This is a genomic window from Ensifer sp. GW821-FHT05G01, assembly GCF_059419585.1.
The window spans coordinates 500,358-519,382 of the sequence record NZ_JBWKSC010000001.1 but is presented as its reverse complement, the minus strand read 5'-3'; the positions used below and the strand labels follow the sequence as shown (position 1 = coordinate 519,382).

At 63.0% G+C, this 19,025-nt stretch carries 16 protein-coding genes; 9 read left to right on the top strand and 7 right to left on the bottom strand.

The window, feature by feature from the left end:
• Positions 1–74: 74 nt before the first annotated feature.
• The 4 genes from AC07UR_RS02540 to AC07UR_RS02525 all read right to left on the bottom strand — a co-directional run bounded on the left by AC07UR_RS02540 (position 75) and on the right by AC07UR_RS02525 (position 4,092).
• Positions 75–488, bottom strand: coding sequence for a hypothetical protein (locus AC07UR_RS02540; RefSeq protein ID WP_209787604.1), 414 nt, complete (start codon positions 486–488; stop codon positions 75–77).
• A gap of 171 nt (positions 489–659) precedes the next feature.
• Positions 660–2,264 carry a 5-guanidino-2-oxopentanoate decarboxylase gene (locus tag AC07UR_RS02535; RefSeq protein ID WP_209787606.1) on the bottom strand — a complete coding sequence of 535 codons (1,605 nt, stop codon included), beginning with the start codon at positions 2,262–2,264 and terminating at the stop codon, positions 660–662.
• Positions 2,261–3,451: a pyridoxal phosphate-dependent aminotransferase gene (locus AC07UR_RS02530; protein WP_209787609.1), complete on the bottom strand. Its 1,191-nt coding sequence runs from the start codon at positions 3,449–3,451 to the stop codon at positions 2,261–2,263. Before AC07UR_RS02530 ends, AC07UR_RS02535 begins: the two co-directional genes overlap by 4 nt.
• Before the next feature lie 17 nt (positions 3,452–3,468).
• The gene (locus AC07UR_RS02525; RefSeq protein WP_173418951.1) at positions 3,469–4,092 is read right to left on the bottom strand and encodes a TetR family transcriptional regulator C-terminal domain-containing protein; all 624 of its coding nucleotides are present in this window, start codon (positions 4,090–4,092) and stop codon (positions 3,469–3,471) included.
• A 286-nt stretch (positions 4,093–4,378) separates the two neighbouring features.
• Between AC07UR_RS02525 and AC07UR_RS02520 the strand changes: the two genes are divergently transcribed.
• From AC07UR_RS02520 to AC07UR_RS02485, 8 genes are all read left to right on the top strand, one after another.
• Positions 4,379–5,152: an ABC transporter ATP-binding protein gene (locus AC07UR_RS02520; RefSeq protein ID WP_173418950.1), complete on the top strand. Its 774-nt coding sequence runs from the start codon at positions 4,379–4,381 to the stop codon at positions 5,150–5,152.
• Between the two features lie 37 nt (positions 5,153–5,189).
• Complete coding sequence (locus AC07UR_RS02515) at positions 5,190–5,972, top strand: transporter substrate-binding domain-containing protein (RefSeq protein ID WP_077502847.1); 783 nt, start codon at positions 5,190–5,192, stop codon at positions 5,970–5,972.
• A gap of 60 nt (positions 5,973–6,032) precedes the next feature.
• On the top strand, positions 6,033–6,758 hold the full coding sequence (locus AC07UR_RS02510) for an ABC transporter permease (RefSeq protein ID WP_115418528.1): 726 nt from the start codon (positions 6,033–6,035) through the stop codon (positions 6,756–6,758).
• Positions 6,755–7,579 carry an ABC transporter permease gene (locus tag AC07UR_RS02505; protein ID WP_173418949.1) on the top strand — a complete coding sequence of 275 codons (825 nt, stop codon included), beginning with the start codon at positions 6,755–6,757 and terminating at the stop codon, positions 7,577–7,579. The genes AC07UR_RS02510 and AC07UR_RS02505 overlap by 4 nt, the downstream gene beginning before the upstream one ends.
• 1 nt (position 7,580) lies before the next feature.
• Positions 7,581–8,750 (top strand): M20 aminoacylase family protein, encoded by a 1,170-nt coding sequence (locus AC07UR_RS02500; RefSeq protein ID WP_209787611.1) that lies wholly within the window; start codon positions 7,581–7,583, stop codon positions 8,748–8,750.
• Positions 8,751–9,078: 328 nt separating this feature from the next.
• Positions 9,079–10,482 (top strand): cytochrome ubiquinol oxidase subunit I, encoded by a 1,404-nt coding sequence (locus tag AC07UR_RS02495; RefSeq protein WP_209787614.1) that lies wholly within the window; start codon positions 9,079–9,081, stop codon positions 10,480–10,482.
• On the top strand, positions 10,472–11,476 hold the full coding sequence (cydB, locus tag AC07UR_RS02490; RefSeq protein WP_209787619.1) for a cytochrome d ubiquinol oxidase subunit II: 1,005 nt from the start codon (positions 10,472–10,474) through the stop codon (positions 11,474–11,476). The genes AC07UR_RS02495 and cydB overlap by 11 nt, the downstream gene beginning before the upstream one ends.
• A 392-nt stretch (positions 11,477–11,868) precedes the next feature.
• A complete protein-coding gene (locus AC07UR_RS02485; protein WP_173418945.1) occupies positions 11,869–12,189 on the top strand; it encodes a chorismate mutase family protein in 321 nt (106 codons plus the stop codon).
• A 9-nt stretch (positions 12,190–12,198) separates the two neighbouring features.
• Here the strand turns inward: AC07UR_RS02485 and galE are convergent, their stop codons facing one another.
• The 3 genes from galE to mscL form a co-directional block, all read right to left on the bottom strand.
• Complete coding sequence (gene galE / locus AC07UR_RS02480) at positions 12,199–13,221, bottom strand: UDP-glucose 4-epimerase GalE (RefSeq protein ID WP_209787622.1); 1,023 nt, start codon at positions 13,219–13,221, stop codon at positions 12,199–12,201.
• 180 nt (positions 13,222–13,401) lie between these two features.
• The gene (locus tag AC07UR_RS02475) at positions 13,402–14,568 is read right to left on the bottom strand and encodes a pyridoxal phosphate-dependent aminotransferase (protein ID WP_209787626.1); all 1,167 of its coding nucleotides are present in this window, start codon (positions 14,566–14,568) and stop codon (positions 13,402–13,404) included.
• Between the two features lie 247 nt (positions 14,569–14,815).
• Positions 14,816–15,244 carry a large conductance mechanosensitive channel protein MscL gene (gene mscL / locus AC07UR_RS02470; RefSeq protein ID WP_173418942.1) on the bottom strand — a complete coding sequence of 143 codons (429 nt, stop codon included), beginning with the start codon at positions 15,242–15,244 and terminating at the stop codon, positions 14,816–14,818.
• 274 nt (positions 15,245–15,518) lie between these two features.
• On the opposite strand from mscL, the gene AC07UR_RS02465 reads away from it, so the two are divergent.
• Entirely contained in the window at positions 15,519–19,022 is a 3,504-nt protein-coding gene (locus AC07UR_RS02465) for a PAS domain-containing hybrid sensor histidine kinase/response regulator (RefSeq protein WP_494700007.1), read from the top strand.
• Positions 19,023–19,025 lie beyond the last annotated feature (3 nt).

The following is a 19,025-nucleotide window of genomic DNA, read 5'->3' as shown; positions in this document are numbered from 1 at the left end:
CATCGTCAGGACTTTGTTTCATTGGGGGCACGAGCAGCATCGCAGGGATCGTCGTGCCCGAATATCGGTGTCGATCAGGCGCGCGGAGGCGCGCGGATTTGCGGACCGCGGTTCGACAAGCCGTCGGTGAAGGCAACGCGGCCAAAGGCGAGATCTTCGCCCAGCGGCTCGAACGGTAGAAGGATGACCGACGCAAACAGCATCGGTGAGGCGCCGTCGCCGGTCGCGGATTTGGCATCCTTGCGTTCGGCGGTAAAGCGCAGGTCCGACACCGGGGTCGCGCGCGAAATCTGGCGCGCGGCGGGGTGGTCTGAAGGAACAGTATCGGTGGAGGCGAGATTGCCCGCCTGCTGTTCGGCCGAAAGACGCGAGGAAAACCCCTGCCCCACGACGATCAGCTGCATGGCCAGAGAAGCACAGAACAGCCACAGGACGGCGATTAGCCGGCCGGCAAACTTGCCTCTGTTGCCACCACACACTGGGTCCATTCGGGACGCCGCCCCTTCCTCGGCGCTTAGCGCCTGAAAGTTCAATTCAGCCGGAATGCAGCAAATCTAGCCGAAGAACATGGCCGGAATCGAGCACGAGGCGCTCTTAACACCATTGCGGACGCGAAATGTCAAATTTCGCGCCGCGCAAAAGGTGTCTGGGTCGTCAGTTTACGCGGTTGCGCCGGTCGTGGTGACCTGGTGGATCTCAATCAGCGACGGCCCACTGCGTGCGCCCGCGTCCGCCAGCGCACGCGGGAGATCGGCAACCGAGGCCAGCCTTTCCGCCTCGATGCCATAGGCCTTGGCGGCGAGGGTGAAGTCCGGCGCAGACGGCCTGACACCCTCGGGCGTGACCCCGGTCTCGATCATGTAGGACTCGATCTCCTGGTAGCCGTCATTGTTCCACACGAGGAAGATCACCCGCGCCTGAACGTCGACGGCAGAGCCGATTTCGGCAAGCGAGAACTGGAAACCGCCGTCGCCGACAAGGCAGACAACGGGTCGCGACGGGTCGGCCACGGCAGCGCCGACGGCAGCCGGCGGGGCGTAGCCGAGTGCACCGTAACCGGTCGCCGAGTTGAACCAGCTGCGCTGACGCGGCGCATCGCAATAAAGATTGCCGGCATAGACGGCCTGGGTGGAATCGCCGACGATGGTGCAATCGGGCAGCGCCTTGTAGACCGCATCGACCACGGCGATCTCGGCCCGCATCTTGGCCGTCAGTTCCTTCAGCGCCGCCTTTCGCGCGACCTCGGCGCGGGCTGCCCCATCCTTTGGCGCATGCCCCGGCAGGAAGGCGAGAATGCCCGCCGTTGCCGTCTTGGCGCCGGAGAGGATCGAAAGTGCGGCATGCGGGCCGCGGGCGAGCTGTGCCGCGTCGATGTCGGTTCGGATCAGGTTGCGCAGCACCGGAAAGCCGCCATCGGCGTACATGTCGTAGTCGGTCTGCCCCATCTCCGTGCCGAGTGCCAGCACGAGATCGGCCTCCTTCAGCAGCGATCGCACTGCCTTGAGGCTGGGGCTTGCGGGAACGCGCAACGGACTGCCGGCGAGCATGCCGCGCGCATTGACCGTGGTAACGACGGGCGCGCCGATCTGTTCGGCAAGCGACCTCACCTCCGCCTCGGCAGTGAGGGCACCGCCGCCGCAAATGATGACGGGACGGCTCGCGTCGGCGCAGAGGATGGCGGCTTGCTGCAGCGTCTCGCTGTCGGAGCGCGGGCGCGTGGCTGCGGCCGAGCGGATGGTCTTCGGCTCGATACGCGCCGTCATGACATCCGTCGGGATCTCGATATGCACCGGCCCTGGCCGACCGGACAGAAGCACCGAGAAAGCCCGGTCGACAACGAAAGGCAGATCGTCTGGATTGAGCAAGGTGTGCGAATAGAGCGCCAGCGTCTTGATCATGCCGTGCTGGTCGGGAAGCTCGTGCAACAGTCCACGGCCATGGCCGAGCGAATCGCGACGGTTGACGCCAGAGATCACCAGCATCGGGATCGAATCCTGCCGCGCCTGCGCCATGGCGGTGATGGTGTTGGTCAAACCCGGCCCGGTGATGACAAGGGCAACACCCGGCTTGCCGCTGACGCGGGCATAGCCGTCGGCCATGAAGCCTGCGCCCTGCTCGTGTCGGGGCGTAACGTGACGGATCTTCGAAGCGGCCAGGCCGCGATAGAGCTCGACCGTATGGACGCCTGGAATGCCGAAGACCACCTCGACGCCATTGGCCTCGAGCAGATCGACCAGGGCTTCGCCTACCGTTTTCGTGGTCATGCGCGGCGCTCCTTTCGCAGTGTGGCGCGCTCGGCAAGCGCGGTGATGCGGCGGCAGGCCTCATCGATGTCCTTGTCGGGCACGGTCAGGCTCATCCGTAGGTAGTTCTGCGCCTCATCGCCGAAGGAGGATCCGGGCATCACCGCGACCCCCTCTTCCTCCAGCAGCGCCCAGGCGAAGGCCTCGCCCGACATGCCCGTTGCAGAGACATCGATCAGCGTGAACATGCCGGCCTCCGGAGGCAGGACCAGAATACCGGGTGCATCAGCGAGGCCATCGACGACGCGGCGCGAGCGCGACTTGTAGCTCTCGCGCATCCGCCGCGCCGTATCGATCTCATGGGTCAGCGCATAGGCCGTCATATCGGCAATGAACGGCTGCACGCCGAAAAGCATCGTTTCCGACACCGGCAGCAGCCGGCCGGTAAATTCCGCCGGGCCGACGGCCCAGCCGCTGCGAAAACCCGGAGCTGCATGCGACTTGGAGATCGATGAGACGACAATGGTGCGCTCGGCCAGATCCGGATTGTCGAACGGAGACGCAAAGACGGCGTCGAACACCAGCTCCTCATAAACCTCATCGCAGACGATCCAGAGGTCGTGGCGGCGCGCGACCTCGCCGATCTCGGCGATTTCGGCAGCGGTCAGCACGGCGCCCGTTGGATTGTGCGGCGTGTTGAGCAGCAGCACCCTGCACTCCGGCGTGATCGCCTTTTCGATATCGGCGGCCTGCATGTGGAAACCGAATTCCGGCTTCAGCGGCACCAGCACCTGATGCGCACCCGTCGACTGGATGACGCCCTCGTAGGTGGCGTAGAGCGGATCGCCGACGAGGACGGCATCGCCAGCCTCGACCAGGCCCAGCATGACGCTGAAAAGTGCGGTCTGCGTGCCCGGGAAGCAGAGGACGTTTTCCATGCTCACATCGGCGCGACGACGGCGATACTTCTCGACGAGCGCGGCCACGACCGCGTGCTCGCCGCGGCCGTTGGAGTAGCGATAACGACCGGCATTCATGGCGCGCTGGCATTCGTCAATGAGCGCACGGTCCGGCGGTACGTCCGGCTCGCCGATCGTCAGCTCGATGATATCGGCACCACCCGCCTTCAACTGGCGCGCACGGATGTGCAGCGACCATTTTCCCGAACCGAGGTCTGCGAGCCGATCGGTGATCGAGGCGTAGCGCATGGTGTTCTCTCCCGTTTTCATTGTTTGTCACTGCCGATCGACGCGCCGAGCAGCGCCTCGACCGAGGCCATGGCGATGGCGACCAGTTCGCCCTCGCGGAACAGGTCTCCCGCTAGGCATCCTTCGATCCACAGGCCATCTACAAGACCGTTGATCGCGATCGCGTAGGCGCGGCAGGTTTCTGCGTCGGCCGGCTTGTTCTTCAAGGTGAGGAAGTCGGCCAGCAGATCCTGCAGCGTGTTGCGGAAGGTTACATAGCCGTCGCGGTGGATCTCGGCGAGGATCGGGTCGACGCGCACCTGGCTGATGAAGGCCGCCCAGAGCGAGATGCTGCGGCTGTCGGCGACCGGCTCGGTCAGGTTGATGGCAATGAAGTCCCTCAGCCGTGTTTCCGGATCGCCTTCGACATGAGCCGCCTTGTCCGTCAAGGAAGCGATCACCGCGCGGTAGGCCTCGGCGACCATCTGGTCCTTCGATTCGAAATAGTGCCGGACCAGCCCGGCCGTCACCCCGGCACGAATGGCAATCTGGCGGACCGTCGCGCCCTTCAGGCCAAACTCGGCGATGCAGTCGAGCGTCGCTTCGATCAGTTCCTGGCGGCGTTCTCCCTCGGGGGCCCGGTGAAACGTGCGGCGATTCATGCCGCCATCCGCGCTGCCATTCGCGCCCGGGGGCCGGCGAACGGGTTCGTCAAATCCTTCGAACGAAACGGGCGCATGGAGGCTCCTTCAGGGAAATTCGGGTAGGCGGCGGGCGATAAAAAAAACGACGATACGCATTATTATACGCTTGAACAATAGCGACACAAGTGCAACCATGCCTGCCAACAAACACCGTGACAAGCCAAAGATGCTGCGCGGAAAGACGACAGGGGAACTGTTTCATGCCTTCAAAAAAAGCTCGCAGAGCCATGGGAGCGGCGCGCCGATGACGGATGCGGCCCAGGCAATCGCGGTCACTGACCTGCACAAGCGTTTCGGGCCATTGGAAGTGCTGAAGGGAGTTTCGCTCACGGCGAAACAGGGCGACGTCATCGCCATCATCGGTGGCAGCGGCTCCGGCAAATCGACCTTCCTGCGTTGTATCAACATGCTGGAACTGCCCTCTGCCGGCACCGTCAGCGTGCACGGCGAAAAGATCCGGATGAAGCCGGACGGGCGCGGCGGACTTGTGCCGGAAGATCGCAAGCAGGTCCAGCGCCTGCGCAGCCAGCTCGGCATGGTGTTCCAGAGCTTCAATCTCTGGCAGCACATGACCATCCTTGAAAACGTCATCGAGGCGCCGATCCACGTGCTCGGCAAACCGAAGGCCGAGGCGATCGCGACGGCCGAAACCCTGCTCAAGCGTGTCGGGCTCTATGAGAAGCGCGATGCCTATCCGGCCTTCCTCTCCGGCGGCCAGCAGCAGCGCGCCGCCATTGCCCGCGCACTTGCCATCCAACCGCTGGTCATGCTCTTCGACGAGCCGACCTCGGCGCTCGATCCGGAGCTGGTCGGCGAAGTGCTTTCGGTCATCGGCGATCTCGCCCGCGAAAAGCGCACGATGATCCTCGTCACCCACGAGATGAAGTTCGCGCGCGACGTCGCCAATCACATTGTCTTTCTGCACAACGGCGTCATCGAGGAGCAAGGCCCACCAGAGGCTATCTTCGGCGCGCCCAGATCCGAAAGGCTCAAGAAGTTCATCAGCTCCATTCACTGAATTCAGCAATGCTCAACAACCAAAAAAGGGGAACAGCATGAAGAAGACATTGAAAGTCCTGGCGGTCGCAGCCGCCATTGCCGTCAGCGGCGGCATTGCCGCTTCGGCGGAAGCCCTGAAGGTCGGCGTCGCCGCCGAACCTTACCCGCCCTTCACCGCGCCAGATGCCAGCGGCAAATGGGAAGGCTGGGAAGTCGAACTCATGAACGCTGTCTGTGCGGAAGCAAAGCTAGAATGCGTGCTGACGCCGGTCGCCTGGGACGGCATCATTCCGGCGCTGACATCGAAGAAGATCGACATGATCATGAGCTCGATGTCGATCACCGACGAGCGGCTGAAGACGATCGACTTCTCCGACAAGTACTACAACACGCCGACCGGCGTCATCGGCACCAAGGGCGTGGATTTCAAGCCGACACCGGAAGGCCTTGCCGGCAAGACGATCGGCGTCCAGGTCTCGACCGTGCACCAGGCCTATGCCGCCAAGCATTTCGCCGCGGCCGGCATCGAGGTCAAGGAGTACCAGACGCAGGACGAGGCCAACAACGATCTGGCCGCCGGACGCGTGGACGCGGTCCAGGCGGACGCGATCGCGCTCAAGGCTTTCCTTGCCACCGACCAGGGCAAGGAGTGCTGCGACTACAAGGGTGACGTCGCCGAAGACGTGGCCGTGATCGGCCCGGGCGTCGGCGTCGGCCTGCGCAAGGGCGAGACCGAGCTCAAGGACAAGCTCAATGCCGCGATCAAGGCGATCCGCGACAACGGCACCTACGACACGTTCTCGAAGAAGTACTTCGACTTCGACATCTACGGCGAATAAGGCACAGCCGGCCGGCAGTCATTGAGGCTGCCGGCCGATGCCTTCGGAGGTCGAAGACGCATGGCATCGGATTCTATCGTCAATTGGAGCCTGCTTGCGCTCTCCGCGCCCGGTTGGGGCGGAGTGCTGCTGCAGGGTTTCGTCAACTCGATCCAGATCGCCATTGGCGGCTTTGCGCTCGGCCTGACGCTCGGCGTCGGCGGCGCCTTCGGCAAGCTCTATGGCGGGCCGATCCTGCGTGATCTGCTCGAATGCTACACCACGGTCGTCAGGGCTGTGCCAGAGCTGGTGCTCATCCTCCTGCTCTATTACGCCGGCACCGATCTCCTGAACCAGTTGCTCGCACTGTTCTCGATCGGCCCCGTCGACATCAGCGGCCTGATGGCCGGCATCTTCGTCATCGGCGTGGTGCAGGGCGCCTATTCCACCGAGGTGCTTCGCGGTGCGATCAAGGCTGTTCCGGCCGGTCAGATAGAGGCCGCGCGCGCCTATGGCATGTCACCACTGAAGGTGCTGCGGCGCATCACCCTGCCGGCGATGCTACCCTACGCCATCCCCGGCCTCTCCAATCTCTGGCTGATCGCCACCAAGGACACGGCGCTTCTGGCGGTCGTCGGCTTCAGCGAGCTGACGCTGGTCACACGCCAGGCCGCGGGCACGACCAAGGCCTATCTCCTGTTCTTCCTCGCCGCAGGCGCGCTCTATCTGGCGCTGACGCTCGTCTCCAACATCTTCATCGGCATGCTGGAACGGCATGCGAGGCGCGGTTTCGCGGAGCAGCGATGACGGATCAAACCACCCACGCCGTCGCCTTTACCCCCGAAGACCTGCCGACCGCGCGCAGCTTCTTCCAGCCACATCGCATCGTGATGATGCTGGTCTTTGCCGCCTTCGTCGTCTGCGTCGCCGTCTTCATGCGCTGGGACTGGCTGCCCCGTTACCTGCCACGGCTCGGCTGGGGCATTCTCGTCAGCCTGGTGATGCTGTTCAGCACAGCGATCCTCGGCTTCCTGCTCGCCGTGCCGATCGGGCTCGCGCAGGTGACCGGCCCCTGGTTCTTCAAGTTGCCGGCAAAGGTGTTCTGCACCGTCATTCGCGGCACGCCGCTGCTCTTGCAGCTCTGGCTGCTCTATTACGGGCTAGGCTCGCTGTTCCCGCAGTTTCCCGCCATCCGCCAATCCTTCCTCTGGCCCTATCTGCGCGAGGCGTGGCCCTATGGCGTCGCGGCGCTGACGATATCCTTCGCCGCTTACGAAGGCGAAGTGATGCGCGGCGCCTTTGCGGGTGTTCCCGCCGGCGAGCTGGAGGCGGCGAAAGCCTATGGCATGAGCCGCTGGACGATGTTTCGCCGCATCTGGTTGCCGCGTGCCATCCATCGCGCATTGCCGACACTCAACGGCGAAACGGTGCTGCAGCTGAAATCGACGCCGCTGGTGGCGACGATCACCGTCGTCGACGTCTATGCCGTCATCTCCAAGGTCCGGCAGGAAACCTTCCTGACCTACGAGCCGCTGCTGTTGCTCGCACTCATCTACATGTGCCTCACCGGCATTCTGGTGGTGGCCTTCCGCACATTCGAAAACCGCATACCAACCCGTGGTGCCTGACATGAAGCTTTCCTCTTCCATCGACAACGCCATGCCGGACCTTGTCGCCATCCGCCACGACCTGCATGCCCATCCGGAACTGGGGCTGGAAGAGACCCGGACCTCAGCCTTCATCGCGCGGCACCTTGCCGAACTCGGCTACGAGGTGACGACTGGGCTTTCGAAAACCGGTGTCGTCGGGACCCTGCGCAACGGCAGCGGATCGCGCTCGATCGGCATCCGCGCCGATATCGACGCACTGCCGATCCTGGAAGAAACCGGCCTCGGCTACGCCAGCAAGACACCGGGGCTGATGCATGCCTGCGGCCACGACGGCCACACGACGATGCTGCTCGGAGCGGCCCGCGCGCTTGCCGAACGGCGCAATTTCGATGGCACCATTCACCTGATCTTCCAGCCGGCCGAGGAAATTTTCGGCGGCGCCAAGATCATGATGGACGAAGGGCTGTTTGAGAAATTCCCCTGCGATGCCGTCTTCGCCCTCCACAACGAACCGGGCCTGCCCTTTGGACAATTTGCCCTGCGCGAAGGGCCGATCATGGCGGCGGTCGACGAAGCGCGCATCACCGTGCACGGCCGCGGCGGCCATGGCGCCGAACCGCAGGAGACGGCGGATCCCATCGTCTGCGGCGCCTCGATCATCATGGCGCTGCAATCGATCGTCTCGCGCAACATCCACCCGATGGATCCGTCGGTCGTCACCGTCGGCGCCTTCCATGCGGGTTCGGCCAGCAACATCATCCCGGAGCGCGCCGAAATCGTCGTCGGCATCCGTTCCTTCGATCCCGGCGTTCGCGACGAACTGGAGCGCCGCATCCGCATGATCGCAGAGGCACAAGCCACGAGCTTCGGCATGCGCGCAACGGTCGACTACCTGCGCAGCTACGACGCGACGATCAACCACAAGGCAGAGACGGATTTCGTCCGCGATCTTGCCGTTCGTTTCGCTGGCGCCGACAAGGTGATCGATCTCGAACGCCCCTTCATGGGCAGCGAGGATTTCGCCTATATGCTGCAGGAGCGGCCAGGGACCTATTTCTTCCTTGGCTCGAAAGTGTCGGGCGAGGAGAAGCCGCTCCACCATCCTGCCTATAATTTCAACGACGATCTTCTGCCGATCGGCGCCGCCTTCTGGACCGAGCTTGCCGAGGCCTATCTGCCGACCCGGTGAACGCCGGCCCTTCGACCGCAATGCACGTCGAATTTCTTCGCGCCGTCCATCACCGGCGCGCCCGCTCCCTTTTGCCGCAAGCGAGACATTGCCGCAGTGTGACAACGTGGCGGCCGGCCTAACATTGACCTTTGGCAATTTTGGCGCAGATTCAAGCGCATGCTGAAACGCGGATGCAACCACAGGATTGGCCCCGCCGTGGAAGGCATAGTGCAATGCCTGGGATCACAATGATCCGAGGCTGAAAGTGTGCAGCAGACAGAGAGTTGCAGCGGTCTTTGCGCGCCAGAACATGCGCACGACGCTGCATGTCTGAAAGGATTGTGCCGTGTTTGAAAGTTTCGATGCGACGATACTTGCCCGCATCCAGTTCGCCTTCACCGTCTCGTTCCACATCATCTTCCCCGCCTTTTCGATCGGGCTTGCAAGCTACCTTGCGGTGCTTGAAGCGTTGTGGCTGTGGAAGAAGGACGAGGTCTATCTCGAGCTCTTCAATTTCTGGAAGACGATCTTTGCCGTTGCCTTCGGCATGGGCGTCGTCTCCGGCATCGTCATGTCCTATCAGTTCGGCACCAACTGGAGCGTCTTTTCCGACAAGGCCGGACCGATCATCGGGCCACTGATGGGCTATGAAGTGCTGACCGCCTTCTTCCTCGAGGCAGGCTTCCTCGGCGTCATGCTCTTCGGCCTCAACCGCGTCGGGCCAAAGCTGCATTTCCTGGCGACTGCCATGGTCGCGATCGGCACACTGATCTCGGCCACCTGGATCCTTTCGGCAAATTCGTGGATGCAGACGCCGAGAGGCTTTGAAATCAACGACGTTGGACAGTTCGTACCGGTCGACTGGTGGGCAATCGTCTTCAACCCATCCTTCCCCTATCGCCTGGTGCACATGGTGCTTGCCGCCTACCTGACGACAGCCTTCGTCGTCGGCGCCTGCGGTGCCTGGCATCTCATCCGCAGGACCGCACCCCGTCGCGCGCGAAAGATGTTCTCGATGGGGATGTGGATGGCGGCGATCGTCGCGCCGATCCAGATCTTTGCCGGCGACATGCACGGGCTCAACACGCTGGAGCATCAGCCGGCCAAGGTGATGGCGATGGAAGGCCATTACCAGAGCCACCCGGATGGGGCTCCGCTCATTCTCTTCGGCATTCCGAACTCTGCCGAGAAGCGCGTCGACTACGCTATCGAGGTGCCGAAGCTGTCCAGCCTGATCCTCAAGCACGATCTCAACGCGCCGCTTGCCGGCCTCGACACCATTGCGGAAGAACTGCATCCGCCCGTCGGCATCGTCTTCTGGTCGTTCCGCATCATGGTCGGCCTCGGCTTCGCCATGCTCGGTATCGGGCTCTGGAGCCTGTGGTGTCGGTATCGCGGCACCCTCGACAGCAATGCCTGGCTGCATCGCGCCGCCGTCGCGATGGGACCCGCCGGCTTCGTTGCCGTGCTCGCCGGCTGGGTGACCACCGAGGTCGGCCGCCAGCCCTATACTGTCTACGGCCATCTGCTGACAAAAGACTCGGTCGCACCGATTGCGGCGCCCGCCGTCGGCGCTTCACTGCTCGCCTTCATCATCGTCTACTTCTTCGTTTTCGGCGCCGGCACCTTCTACATCCTGCGGCTGATGGCGCGACTTCCGCGTGACCCGACACCCGATCTCGACGAGGGCCCGATCCGCACGGCCGGTGCCGCCATCGCCAACCCCCATGGAGGTCATCATGGACATTGATCTGCCGCTGATCTGGGCCGGCATCATCGCCTTTGCGGTGCTCGCCTATGTCATCCTCGACGGGTTCGACCTCGGCGTCGGCATCCTCTTTCCGTTCTTTCCGGAAAAACATGATCGCGACGTGATGATGAACTCGGTCGCACCGGTCTGGGACGGCAACGAGACCTGGCTTGTACTCGGCGGGGGCGGCCTGATGGCGGTGTTCCCGCTCGCCTACGCCACGATCCTGCCGGCTCTCTACGCGCCCATCATCGCCATGGTCATCGGCCTCATCTTCCGCGGGGTCGCCTTTGAGTATCGCTGGCGCACGCGGCGCGCCGAATATCTCTGGAACTGGGCCTTTGCCGGGGGCTCGATGCTCGCCGCCTTCGCGCAAGGTATCACGCTCGGGGCATTGGTTCAGGGGATCCCCGTCGAGAACCGTGCTTATACTGGCGGCTGGTGGGACTGGTTGACGCCGTTCTCGATCATGACAGGTATTGCCGTCGTCGTCGGCTATGCGTTGCTCGGCGCCACCTGGCTTGTCATGAAGACCCATGGGGACCTTGCGGATCGTGCCCGCAGCCTGGCCCTCAAATGTTCATTCGGCACGGTCGCCGCCATGGGCATCGTCAGCCTGTGGACACCGTTCCTCGAGCCGCTCTATCTGCAGCGCTGGTTCGGCTGGCCGACGGCCATCTTCAGCATCATCGTGCCGCTCCTGGTGCTTGGCTGCCTCTACCTCTTGATTTCAGGTATCAGGACCCGCCATGACAGCAGGCCGTTCCTTGCCGCGCTCGGGCTGTTCGTGCTTGGCTATGCCGGCATCGGCATCAGCTTCTTTCCCTACATCGTACCGCCATCGCTGACGATCTGGGATGCGGCGGCACCCGACGCGAGCCTGTCCTTCCTGCTGGCCGGCGCCCTGGTGCTGGTGCCGATCATCCTTGCCTATACCGGCTATGCCTATTGGGTCTTCCGCGGCAAGATCGACCCGGAGGAGGGTTACCATTGAAGAGCGATACGGGAACCGGCCGAAAGCTTCTTTGGTTCGTCGGCCTCTGGTGTGCGGGCGTTGCTACCGTCACCGTCATCGGGCTCGTGATCAAGCTGATGATCGGCACCTGATTGTAATCGTTCGGTGACAGGGCAAAAAGCCTCGCTCAAGCTTGGCGGGTTAGCTTTCCTCAACACGTCAGCAGGCGATCGCCGCGGACGGAGACAGGACCGCACCCTCCTCCCCCGCCAAGCGATCGCCTGCTGAGGTGACCACCATCCTGGTGGCGCCTGGACCGTGCGACCCTGTTGCCTCTTCTCAGATCACCCGCCGTTTGTTAGCAGTGCGCCGCAAGAGCGCCGCGTGCCCATGCGGGCGCACGGCATCCCTGCCGCAACCGGACGAGACAGATGCAAAAGACCCCAGCCGAATGCACTGATATGGCCGATGTGCGCGCCGAGATCGATCGGCTCGATCAGGCGCTGATGGCGCTTTTCGCCGAGCGCTGGGGCTATATAGACCGCGCCGCCGAGATCAAACGACCACTGAAGCTGAAGGCGGATATTCCGGCACGGGTGATGGAAGTGCGGGAAAATGCCCGCAAGAATGCGGAAAGCCAGGGTCTTGATCCAGCTTTCTACGAGGATATCTGGGCACGGCTGATCAACCACGCCATCGCGCACGAGCAGAAGATACTGGGCGAGACGGACGGCGACGATCAAGCGCCCTGATCGAGCAACTCACACCAGTCGGATCAGAGGACGCGCCAGATCGTAGCTGTTCTTGCGGGCAAGATGTTCTTCCCAGGCGAATGCACTCTGGACGATCTCTTCAAGGCTTGCATGCCTTGGCACCCAATCCAGCTTCAGCCGCGCCAGCGACGGATCGGCGACGATGCGAGCGATATCGCCCGGCCGCCGCGGCCCATGCTCGACTGCGATGTCACGACCGGAGAGGCGCCTGATGGTGTCGATGACCTGCAACACGGAAAAACCCTCGCCATAGCCGCAATTGCTGACCAATGGCTCCCCGCCGGCCCTGAGATAGGCAAGCGCACGCATATGGGCTTCGACCAGATCCGTGACGTGGATGTAATCGCGCACACCGGTGCCATCCGTTGTTGGATAGTCGGTTCCGTATACATCGATCTTCGACCTTTTGCCGAGGGCCGCCTCGCAGGCGACCTTGATCAGATGCGTCGCTCCCGTGGTCGACTGGCCGGTTCGGCCCTTGGGGTCGGCGCCGGCAACATTGAAATAGCGCAGCGCCACATAGCGGAATGCATGCGCAGCCGCCGCATCCCGCAGCATCAGTTCGGCCATCAGCTTCGACAGTCCGTATGGGCTTTCCGGGTGGGGCGTCGCCGTCTCGCGCACCGGGTCTTCACCGTCCTGGCTACCGTAAACGGCGGCCGTCGACGAAAAGACGAAATGACCGATACCCGCCTTTACGCCCGCCTCGATCAACGTGCAGGTATTGGCAGTGTTGTTTTGGTAGTAGGCCAATGGATGGGCAACGGATTCCGGCACGATCGCAGAGCCTGCAAAATGCACGATCGCGTCAATCGCGTGTTCCTCAAAGATCCGCGCCAGCAAGGCCTTGTCGCCGACGTCGCCGCGATAGAAGCGTGCCTCGGGTGGTACGGCCCAGCGAAAACCGGTCGACAGCCGATCGAGCACGACCACATCCTCATGCGCGTCGAGCAACGCCCACGTCATGTGACTGCCGATATAGCCGGCACCGCCCGTTACCAACACGGCCATTCGCTACGTCCCGTTCCCTAGACCATCGCAGACAGCAAAGCCCATCGATGCTTTCGGAATAGGTAAAGGCGGCACGCCCGCACGGTCGCGTGGCTACAATTCCTTGGTGTAGAGTTAAGAAAGGGTCACACCGGGAACCCGCGGGCCGAAACACCCACGGGCCGAGGCCAGGACGGGGGCTCAGCGGCCGAGAATGTAATTCTGCAGGCGGCTTGCCGCTTCGGCGACCCGCGCCGGATCGCGCAGGAAGCAGGCGCGCATGAACAACGAGCCGCCATCGCCGAAGGCTGTTCCCGGCGCAAGGCCGACACCCGTCTTGTCGACGATGTCGATGGCCGCCGCGCGCGAATCCGTGACGCCGTCGATCTTGAGGAACGTGTAGATCGCGCCGTCGGGCTTCAGCGTCTCGACCCGATTGGTGGCAATCAGCGCGTCGCAAAGCAGGTCGCGGCTCCGTGCCGCCTTGGCAATGTTGGCGTCGACGAAAGCATCGCCCTCGTCCAGCGCCACGACGGCGCCGCGCTGCATGAACTGCGCAACGCCCGAGGTCGCGTATTGCACCAAGTTTTCAAGCACCTGGCCGATTGCCGGCGGCGCCACGATCCAGCCGACGCGCCAGCCGGTCATCGACCAGTTCTTGGAGAAGGAGTTGACGAAGATGATGCGCTCGTCATCGTCCATCACGTCGAGGAAGGAAGGCGCCCGGCCGCCGGCGTAATGATAAAGCGCATAGATCTCGTCGGCGACGATCCACAGGCCGTGCTTGCGTGCAAGCCCAAGGATGGCGCGCAGGTCGTCATGGCTCGCGGTCCAGCCGGTCGGGTTCGATGGCGTGTTGATGAACAGGGCCTTGGTCTTCAGGCCTATCGCCGCTTCGAGCCGCTCGAGGTCGAGTTGCCACATGCCGTTTTCGAAACGGAGTTGCACCGGGACCGGCTTGGCGCCTGATAGTTCGGCAGCGGCAGCAAAGTTCGGCCAGGCGGGGGTCAGAAGCACCATTTCATCACCCGGGGAGGTGATGGCCTCGATCGCAAGCTTGATCGCCTGCATGCCCGAGCCGGTGACGTAGAAATGGTCCGGAGACAGATCCTTCTGGAAGCGGCGCTGATAGTAGCGCGACAGCGCCTCGCGCAATGGTGGGATGCCGCGCTGCCAGGTGTAGAAGGTCTCACCCGCGAGCAGCGCTTCGCTGGCCGCCTCGGAAATGAAGGCTGGCGTCGAAAGATCGCCTTCACCCACCCAGAGCGGGATCAAACCGTCGCGCCCACGGGCATAATTCACAACCTCGACGATGCCGCTTTCCGGCGCTGCGAGTGCACGGGGGCTGATGGTGGTCATGATGGTCATCGACGGGCTCCTGGATCACGACGATCTTGGGACGGATCGTCCTCAAGATCATAAACGTGAACGATTCTCATATGTTAGAGCGAGGCGCTCGGAAGGCCGCACATGCCTTTCCTTAAGCCTGCTCCGCAATTGCCCATCGCTTCTAGCTGCTTTCGCAGCTGCGATCACACGACTTTATCTGACCGGTTTATTGATTTCTGTGATGTTTCGCGGGTCCGGCTCCAGGCGGAGCCCGCGAAGACAAAACTCAGGCGCGCTGCTTCAACAGGTCGCGAATTTCCGAAAGCAGACGGACATCTTCCGGCGGCGGAGCAGCCGGTTCGGATTCTTTCTTCTTTTCGACGGATGCGCGCACGCGGTTCACCGCCTTGATCATCAGGAAGATGATCCAGGCAAGGATCAGGAAGTTGATGAGGACGGTGATGAAATTGCCATAGGCGAAGACGGCACCCTGAGCACGGGCAGCAGCCAGAGACGTCGCCGTCACATTGGCCGAGAGCGGCAGGAAGTAATTGGAGAAATCAAAACCGCCGCCCGTCAGAGCACCGACGACCGGCATCACGAGGTCTTCCACAATGGACGTGACGATCTTGCTGAAGGCAGCGCCGATGATCACACCGACCGCGAGATCCATGACGTTCCCGCGGGCAATAAACTCTTTGAACTCATTCAGCATACGTCTCTCCGTATATCCCCGTTGAAGGCGACCGCCGGCGCTGTCCCGCGCTGCAACCGTTCACGAAATCTAAACCAAAGCGGCCAGCGAAGAAACCTTTCTTTGCCTTTGATCAAATCGCGTGCAAGCGAGTTCTGCGGTCGCGGGCCGCACGCGGTCCAAGACTTGAGGCCGGCCTCGTTTTTTCCAGTCTCGCCTTGGACTTAAGACTGATGCGGGAGGCAATTCTCAACCTCCCGGACTTGGCCTATGCTGACGCCCGGAGGAATGAGGCATGCTCTCGGGTTCGGTCATCTTCGCCTCGGCTTTCGCCTATCTGCTGCTGCTTTTCGCAGTCGCAAGCTACGGCGACAGGCGGGCCAGGAGAAAAAGCACTGCGGTCAAAGGCAGGCCGCTGGTCTATGCGCTGAGCCTTGCGATCTATTGCACGTCCTGGACCTATTTCGGCGGCATCGGGCTTGCGGCCGAGCGCGGCCTTGAATTCACCGGCATCTACATCGGCCCGATCCTGATGTTCACGCTCGGCATGCCGCTGATCCGCAAGATCATACGGCTTGCCAAGACCGAGAAGCTGACATCCGTCGCCGACTTCATTGCCGCCCGCTACGGCAAGAACCCGGCGGTGGCGGCGATCGTCGCGCTGATCTCACTGGTCGGCGCCGTGCCCTATATCGCGCTGCAGCTGAAGGCGATCTCAAGCTCGGTCGCGGCCATGATCAACACCAGTGACTATGGGATCGGCGCCGGGCAAAGCTTCATCGACCTGCCGCTTCTCGTCACCCTGTTTCTCGCCTGCTTCGCCATCGTCTTCGGCACCCGCCATACGGATGCCACCGAACACCAGGACGGCCTGATCCTGGCGATCGCGATGGAATCGGTGGTCAAGCTGGTGGCGCTGATCACTGCCGGTCTCTACATCGTCTTCGTGATCTTCGACGGGCCGTCGCACCTGTGGGCACTCGCCCAGCAAAGCCCGGCGGTCGAGCAGGCGCTCCACTACGAAACGCCGATCGCGCGCTGGATCCTCCTGATCGTCACCTCGGCCTTCGCTATCATCATGCTGCCGCGGCAGTTTCACGTCACCGTCGTCGAGAACCGCACGGAAGGCGAACTGCGTACCGCCGGCATTCTCTTTCCGCTCTATCTCGTCGCCATCAACCTCTTCGTCCTGCCGATCGCCATTGCCGGCATCCTGACCTTCTCCGGCTCCGGCGACGCCGACCTCTATTTGCTGACGCTGCCGCTCGCCAACGGCCTGCCGCTGTTGACGCTGATCACCTTCATCGGCGGTTTTTCCGCCGCGACGGCGATGGTCATCGTTGCTTCGGTGGCGCTGTCGATCATGATCTCCAACGATATCGTCATGCCGGTGTTCCTGCGCCGAAACCTCGGCCAGCGCGGCGGGCTGCAGGAAAATCTTGCCGGTACCCTGCTCAACATCCGGCGCACGGCGATCTTCGTCGTGCTTTTGCTCGGCTATGCCTATTACCGCTCCGCCGACATCAGCGCCGGCCTCGCCTCGCTCGGCCTTCTCTCCTTCGTCGCGATCTCACAGATGGCCCCGTCCCTGCTCGGTGGCTTGGTCTGGCGCCAGGCTAATGCCCGTGGCGCGATCTGCGGCATGGTCTCGGGTTTCTTCGTCTGGGCCTATCTCCTGTTCCTGCCAAGCCTCGGCGGGCCTGACAATTCGCATGTCGCAACGACGGTGCTGAGCTTCCTTCTGCCCTTCACCGACGTCTTTTCCGGAGCCGACGCCGACCCGCTGGTCAACGCCACGACCCTCAGCCTGCTCGTCAACCTGACCATGTATGTGCTCGCCTCCCTGACGCGCGCGCCCAAGCCGCTCGAACGGTTCCAGGCCGGGGTCTTCATCACCAGGCGTTCGCGCAGCGAAAGAGCGTTTCGCGGCCGCAAGACCAAGGTCACCGTTCGCGACCTCAAGGCGACTATCGCGCGCTACATGGGCGACGAACGCATGCAGCGTTCGTTCCATACCTATGAGCGCCAGTCCGGGCGCTGGCTCGACGACAATGCGCCGGCCGACATGGCACTGGTGCATTTTTCCGAACAACTGCTTGGCAGCGCCATCGGCTCGTCTTCGGCCCGCCTCGTCTTTTCGCTGGTGCTGCAACGAGTCGACGACACCTCGTCGGACACGGCCTGGCTGCTCGACCAGGCAAGCGAAGCGCTGCAGTACAATCAGGACATGCTTCAGACCGCGCTTTCGCAGATGGACCAGGGCATTGCCGTCTTCGACAACGCCAACAACCTGATCATCTGGAACAGGCGCTTCCGCCAGCTGCTCGACCTGCCGGAGGCGGCGGGCCAGGTGGGCTTTCCGCTCGCCGACATCGTCGCGATCCTCACCAAGCGCGGCGACATCCGCAAGGAGGACGAGAAGCGGCTGATCGCCAACTTCCTGACGCTCGACAAGCCGTTCCTGCTCGAGCTTGGAAATGGCCAGCAGATCATCGAAGTGCGCACCAATGCCATGCCCGACAAGGGCATCGTCACGACCTATACCGACATCACCCAGCGGGTCGCCGCCGACATGGCGCTGAAACAGGCCAACGAGACGCTGGAGCTGCGTGTCGCCGAGCGTACCGGTGAATTGACCCGGGTCAACCACGAGCTGGCCGAAGCGCGCGCTGCGGCCGAAGAGGCCAATATCGGCAAGACGCGGTTCTTTGCCGCCGCCGGCCACGACATCCTGCAGCCGCTCAATGCCGCCCGGCTCTACTCGTCTTCGCTGGTCGAGCGATTGGGGGAATCCGACAACAGCACGCTGGTGGAAAACATCGATTCGTCGCTGGAATCGGTGGAGGCCATTCTCGGCGCCGTACTCGATATTTCCCGGCTCGATACCGGCGCGATGAAGGCGCGGCTGCAGTCGGTGCCGCTCAACGATCTCCTGCGCCGCGTCGAAACGGATTTTGCACCGATGGCGCGGGCAAAGGACCTCGAACTGGTGGTGATGCCGACATCGCTAGTGGTGCGCACCGATCCGAACCTGCTCAGGCGCGTCGTCCAGAACCTGGTCTCGAACGCGGTCAAATATACGCTCCGGGGCAAGGTGCTCGTCGGCGTGCGCAGGCGCGGCAAGATGGTGACGATCGAAGTGCTGGATTCCGGCATCGGCATTCCCGCATCGAAGTTCCGCACGGTCTTCAAGGAGTTCGCACGGCTCGACGAGGGCGCGCGCACCGCATCTGGCCTCGGCCTCGGGCTTTCCATCGTCGACCGTATTTCGCGCGTGCTCAACCACCCCGTCAGCCTGCAGTCGAAACCCGGAAAGGGCACCGGCTTCAAGGTCACCGTGCCGCTCGATCCGACCGCTGGAGAACAGGTCACCGTCGGGCCTGCCCCGACGACAAAGGCAAGCGAGGCGCTCAACGGGTTGCGCGTGCTCTGCATCGATAACGAGCCGCGCATCATCGAAGGCATGCGGGTGCTGCTGTCGGGCTGGGGATGTATCGTCACGACGGCGGAATCGCTGGCCGCCTGCACTGAGATGTCGGCATCCGCGCAGGAGCGCCCGCACGCCATCATTGCCGACTACCATCTCGACGACGGCACCGGCATCGAGGCGATCGCGCGCATCCGGGCGCTGTTTGGCGAAAACATCCCGGCCCTGCTGGTCACTGCCGACCGATCGCCGGAAGTCCGAGGTGCTGCGGAACGCGACGGCGTCGGCCTGCAGAACAAGCCGGTTCGCCCCGCCGCGATGCGGGCATGGCTCACCCAGCTTTCAACGGCAGCGAAAGCGGCGGCGGAGTAAGCG

Bases quoted from the DNA above. Each gene is read 5' to 3' on its own strand.
- AC07UR_RS02540 (WP_209787604.1), bottom strand. From the start codon at position 488: ATGGACCCAGTGTGTGGTGGCAACAGAGGCAAGTTTGCCGGCCGGCTA.
- AC07UR_RS02535 (WP_209787606.1), bottom strand. From the start codon at position 2,264: ATGACCACGAAAACGGTAGGCGAAGCCCTGGTCGATCTGCTCGAGGCC.
- AC07UR_RS02530 (WP_209787609.1), bottom strand. From the start codon at position 3,451: ATGCGCTACGCCTCGATCACCGATCGGCTCGCAGACCTCGGTTCGGGA.
- AC07UR_RS02525 (WP_173418951.1), bottom strand. From the start codon at position 4,092: ATGAATCGCCGCACGTTTCACCGGGCCCCCGAGGGAGAACGCCGCCAG.
- AC07UR_RS02520 (WP_173418950.1), top strand. From the start codon at position 4,379: ATGACGGATGCGGCCCAGGCAATCGCGGTCACTGACCTGCACAAGCGT.
- AC07UR_RS02515 (WP_077502847.1), top strand. From the start codon at position 5,190: ATGAAGAAGACATTGAAAGTCCTGGCGGTCGCAGCCGCCATTGCCGTC.
- AC07UR_RS02510 (WP_115418528.1), top strand. From the start codon at position 6,033: ATGGCATCGGATTCTATCGTCAATTGGAGCCTGCTTGCGCTCTCCGCG.
- AC07UR_RS02505 (WP_173418949.1), top strand. From the start codon at position 6,755: ATGACGGATCAAACCACCCACGCCGTCGCCTTTACCCCCGAAGACCTG.
- AC07UR_RS02500 (WP_209787611.1), top strand. From the start codon at position 7,581: ATGAAGCTTTCCTCTTCCATCGACAACGCCATGCCGGACCTTGTCGCC.
- cydB (WP_209787619.1), top strand. From the start codon at position 10,472: ATGGACATTGATCTGCCGCTGATCTGGGCCGGCATCATCGCCTTTGCG.
- AC07UR_RS02485 (WP_173418945.1), top strand. From the start codon at position 11,869: ATGCAAAAGACCCCAGCCGAATGCACTGATATGGCCGATGTGCGCGCC.
- galE (WP_209787622.1), bottom strand. From the start codon at position 13,221: ATGGCCGTGTTGGTAACGGGCGGTGCCGGCTATATCGGCAGTCACATG.
- AC07UR_RS02475 (WP_209787626.1), bottom strand. From the start codon at position 14,568: ATGACCATCATGACCACCATCAGCCCCCGTGCACTCGCAGCGCCGGAA.
- mscL (WP_173418942.1), bottom strand. From the start codon at position 15,244: ATGCTGAATGAGTTCAAAGAGTTTATTGCCCGCGGGAACGTCATGGAT.
- AC07UR_RS02465 (WP_494700007.1), top strand. From the start codon at position 15,519: ATGCTCTCGGGTTCGGTCATCTTCGCCTCGGCTTTCGCCTATCTGCTG.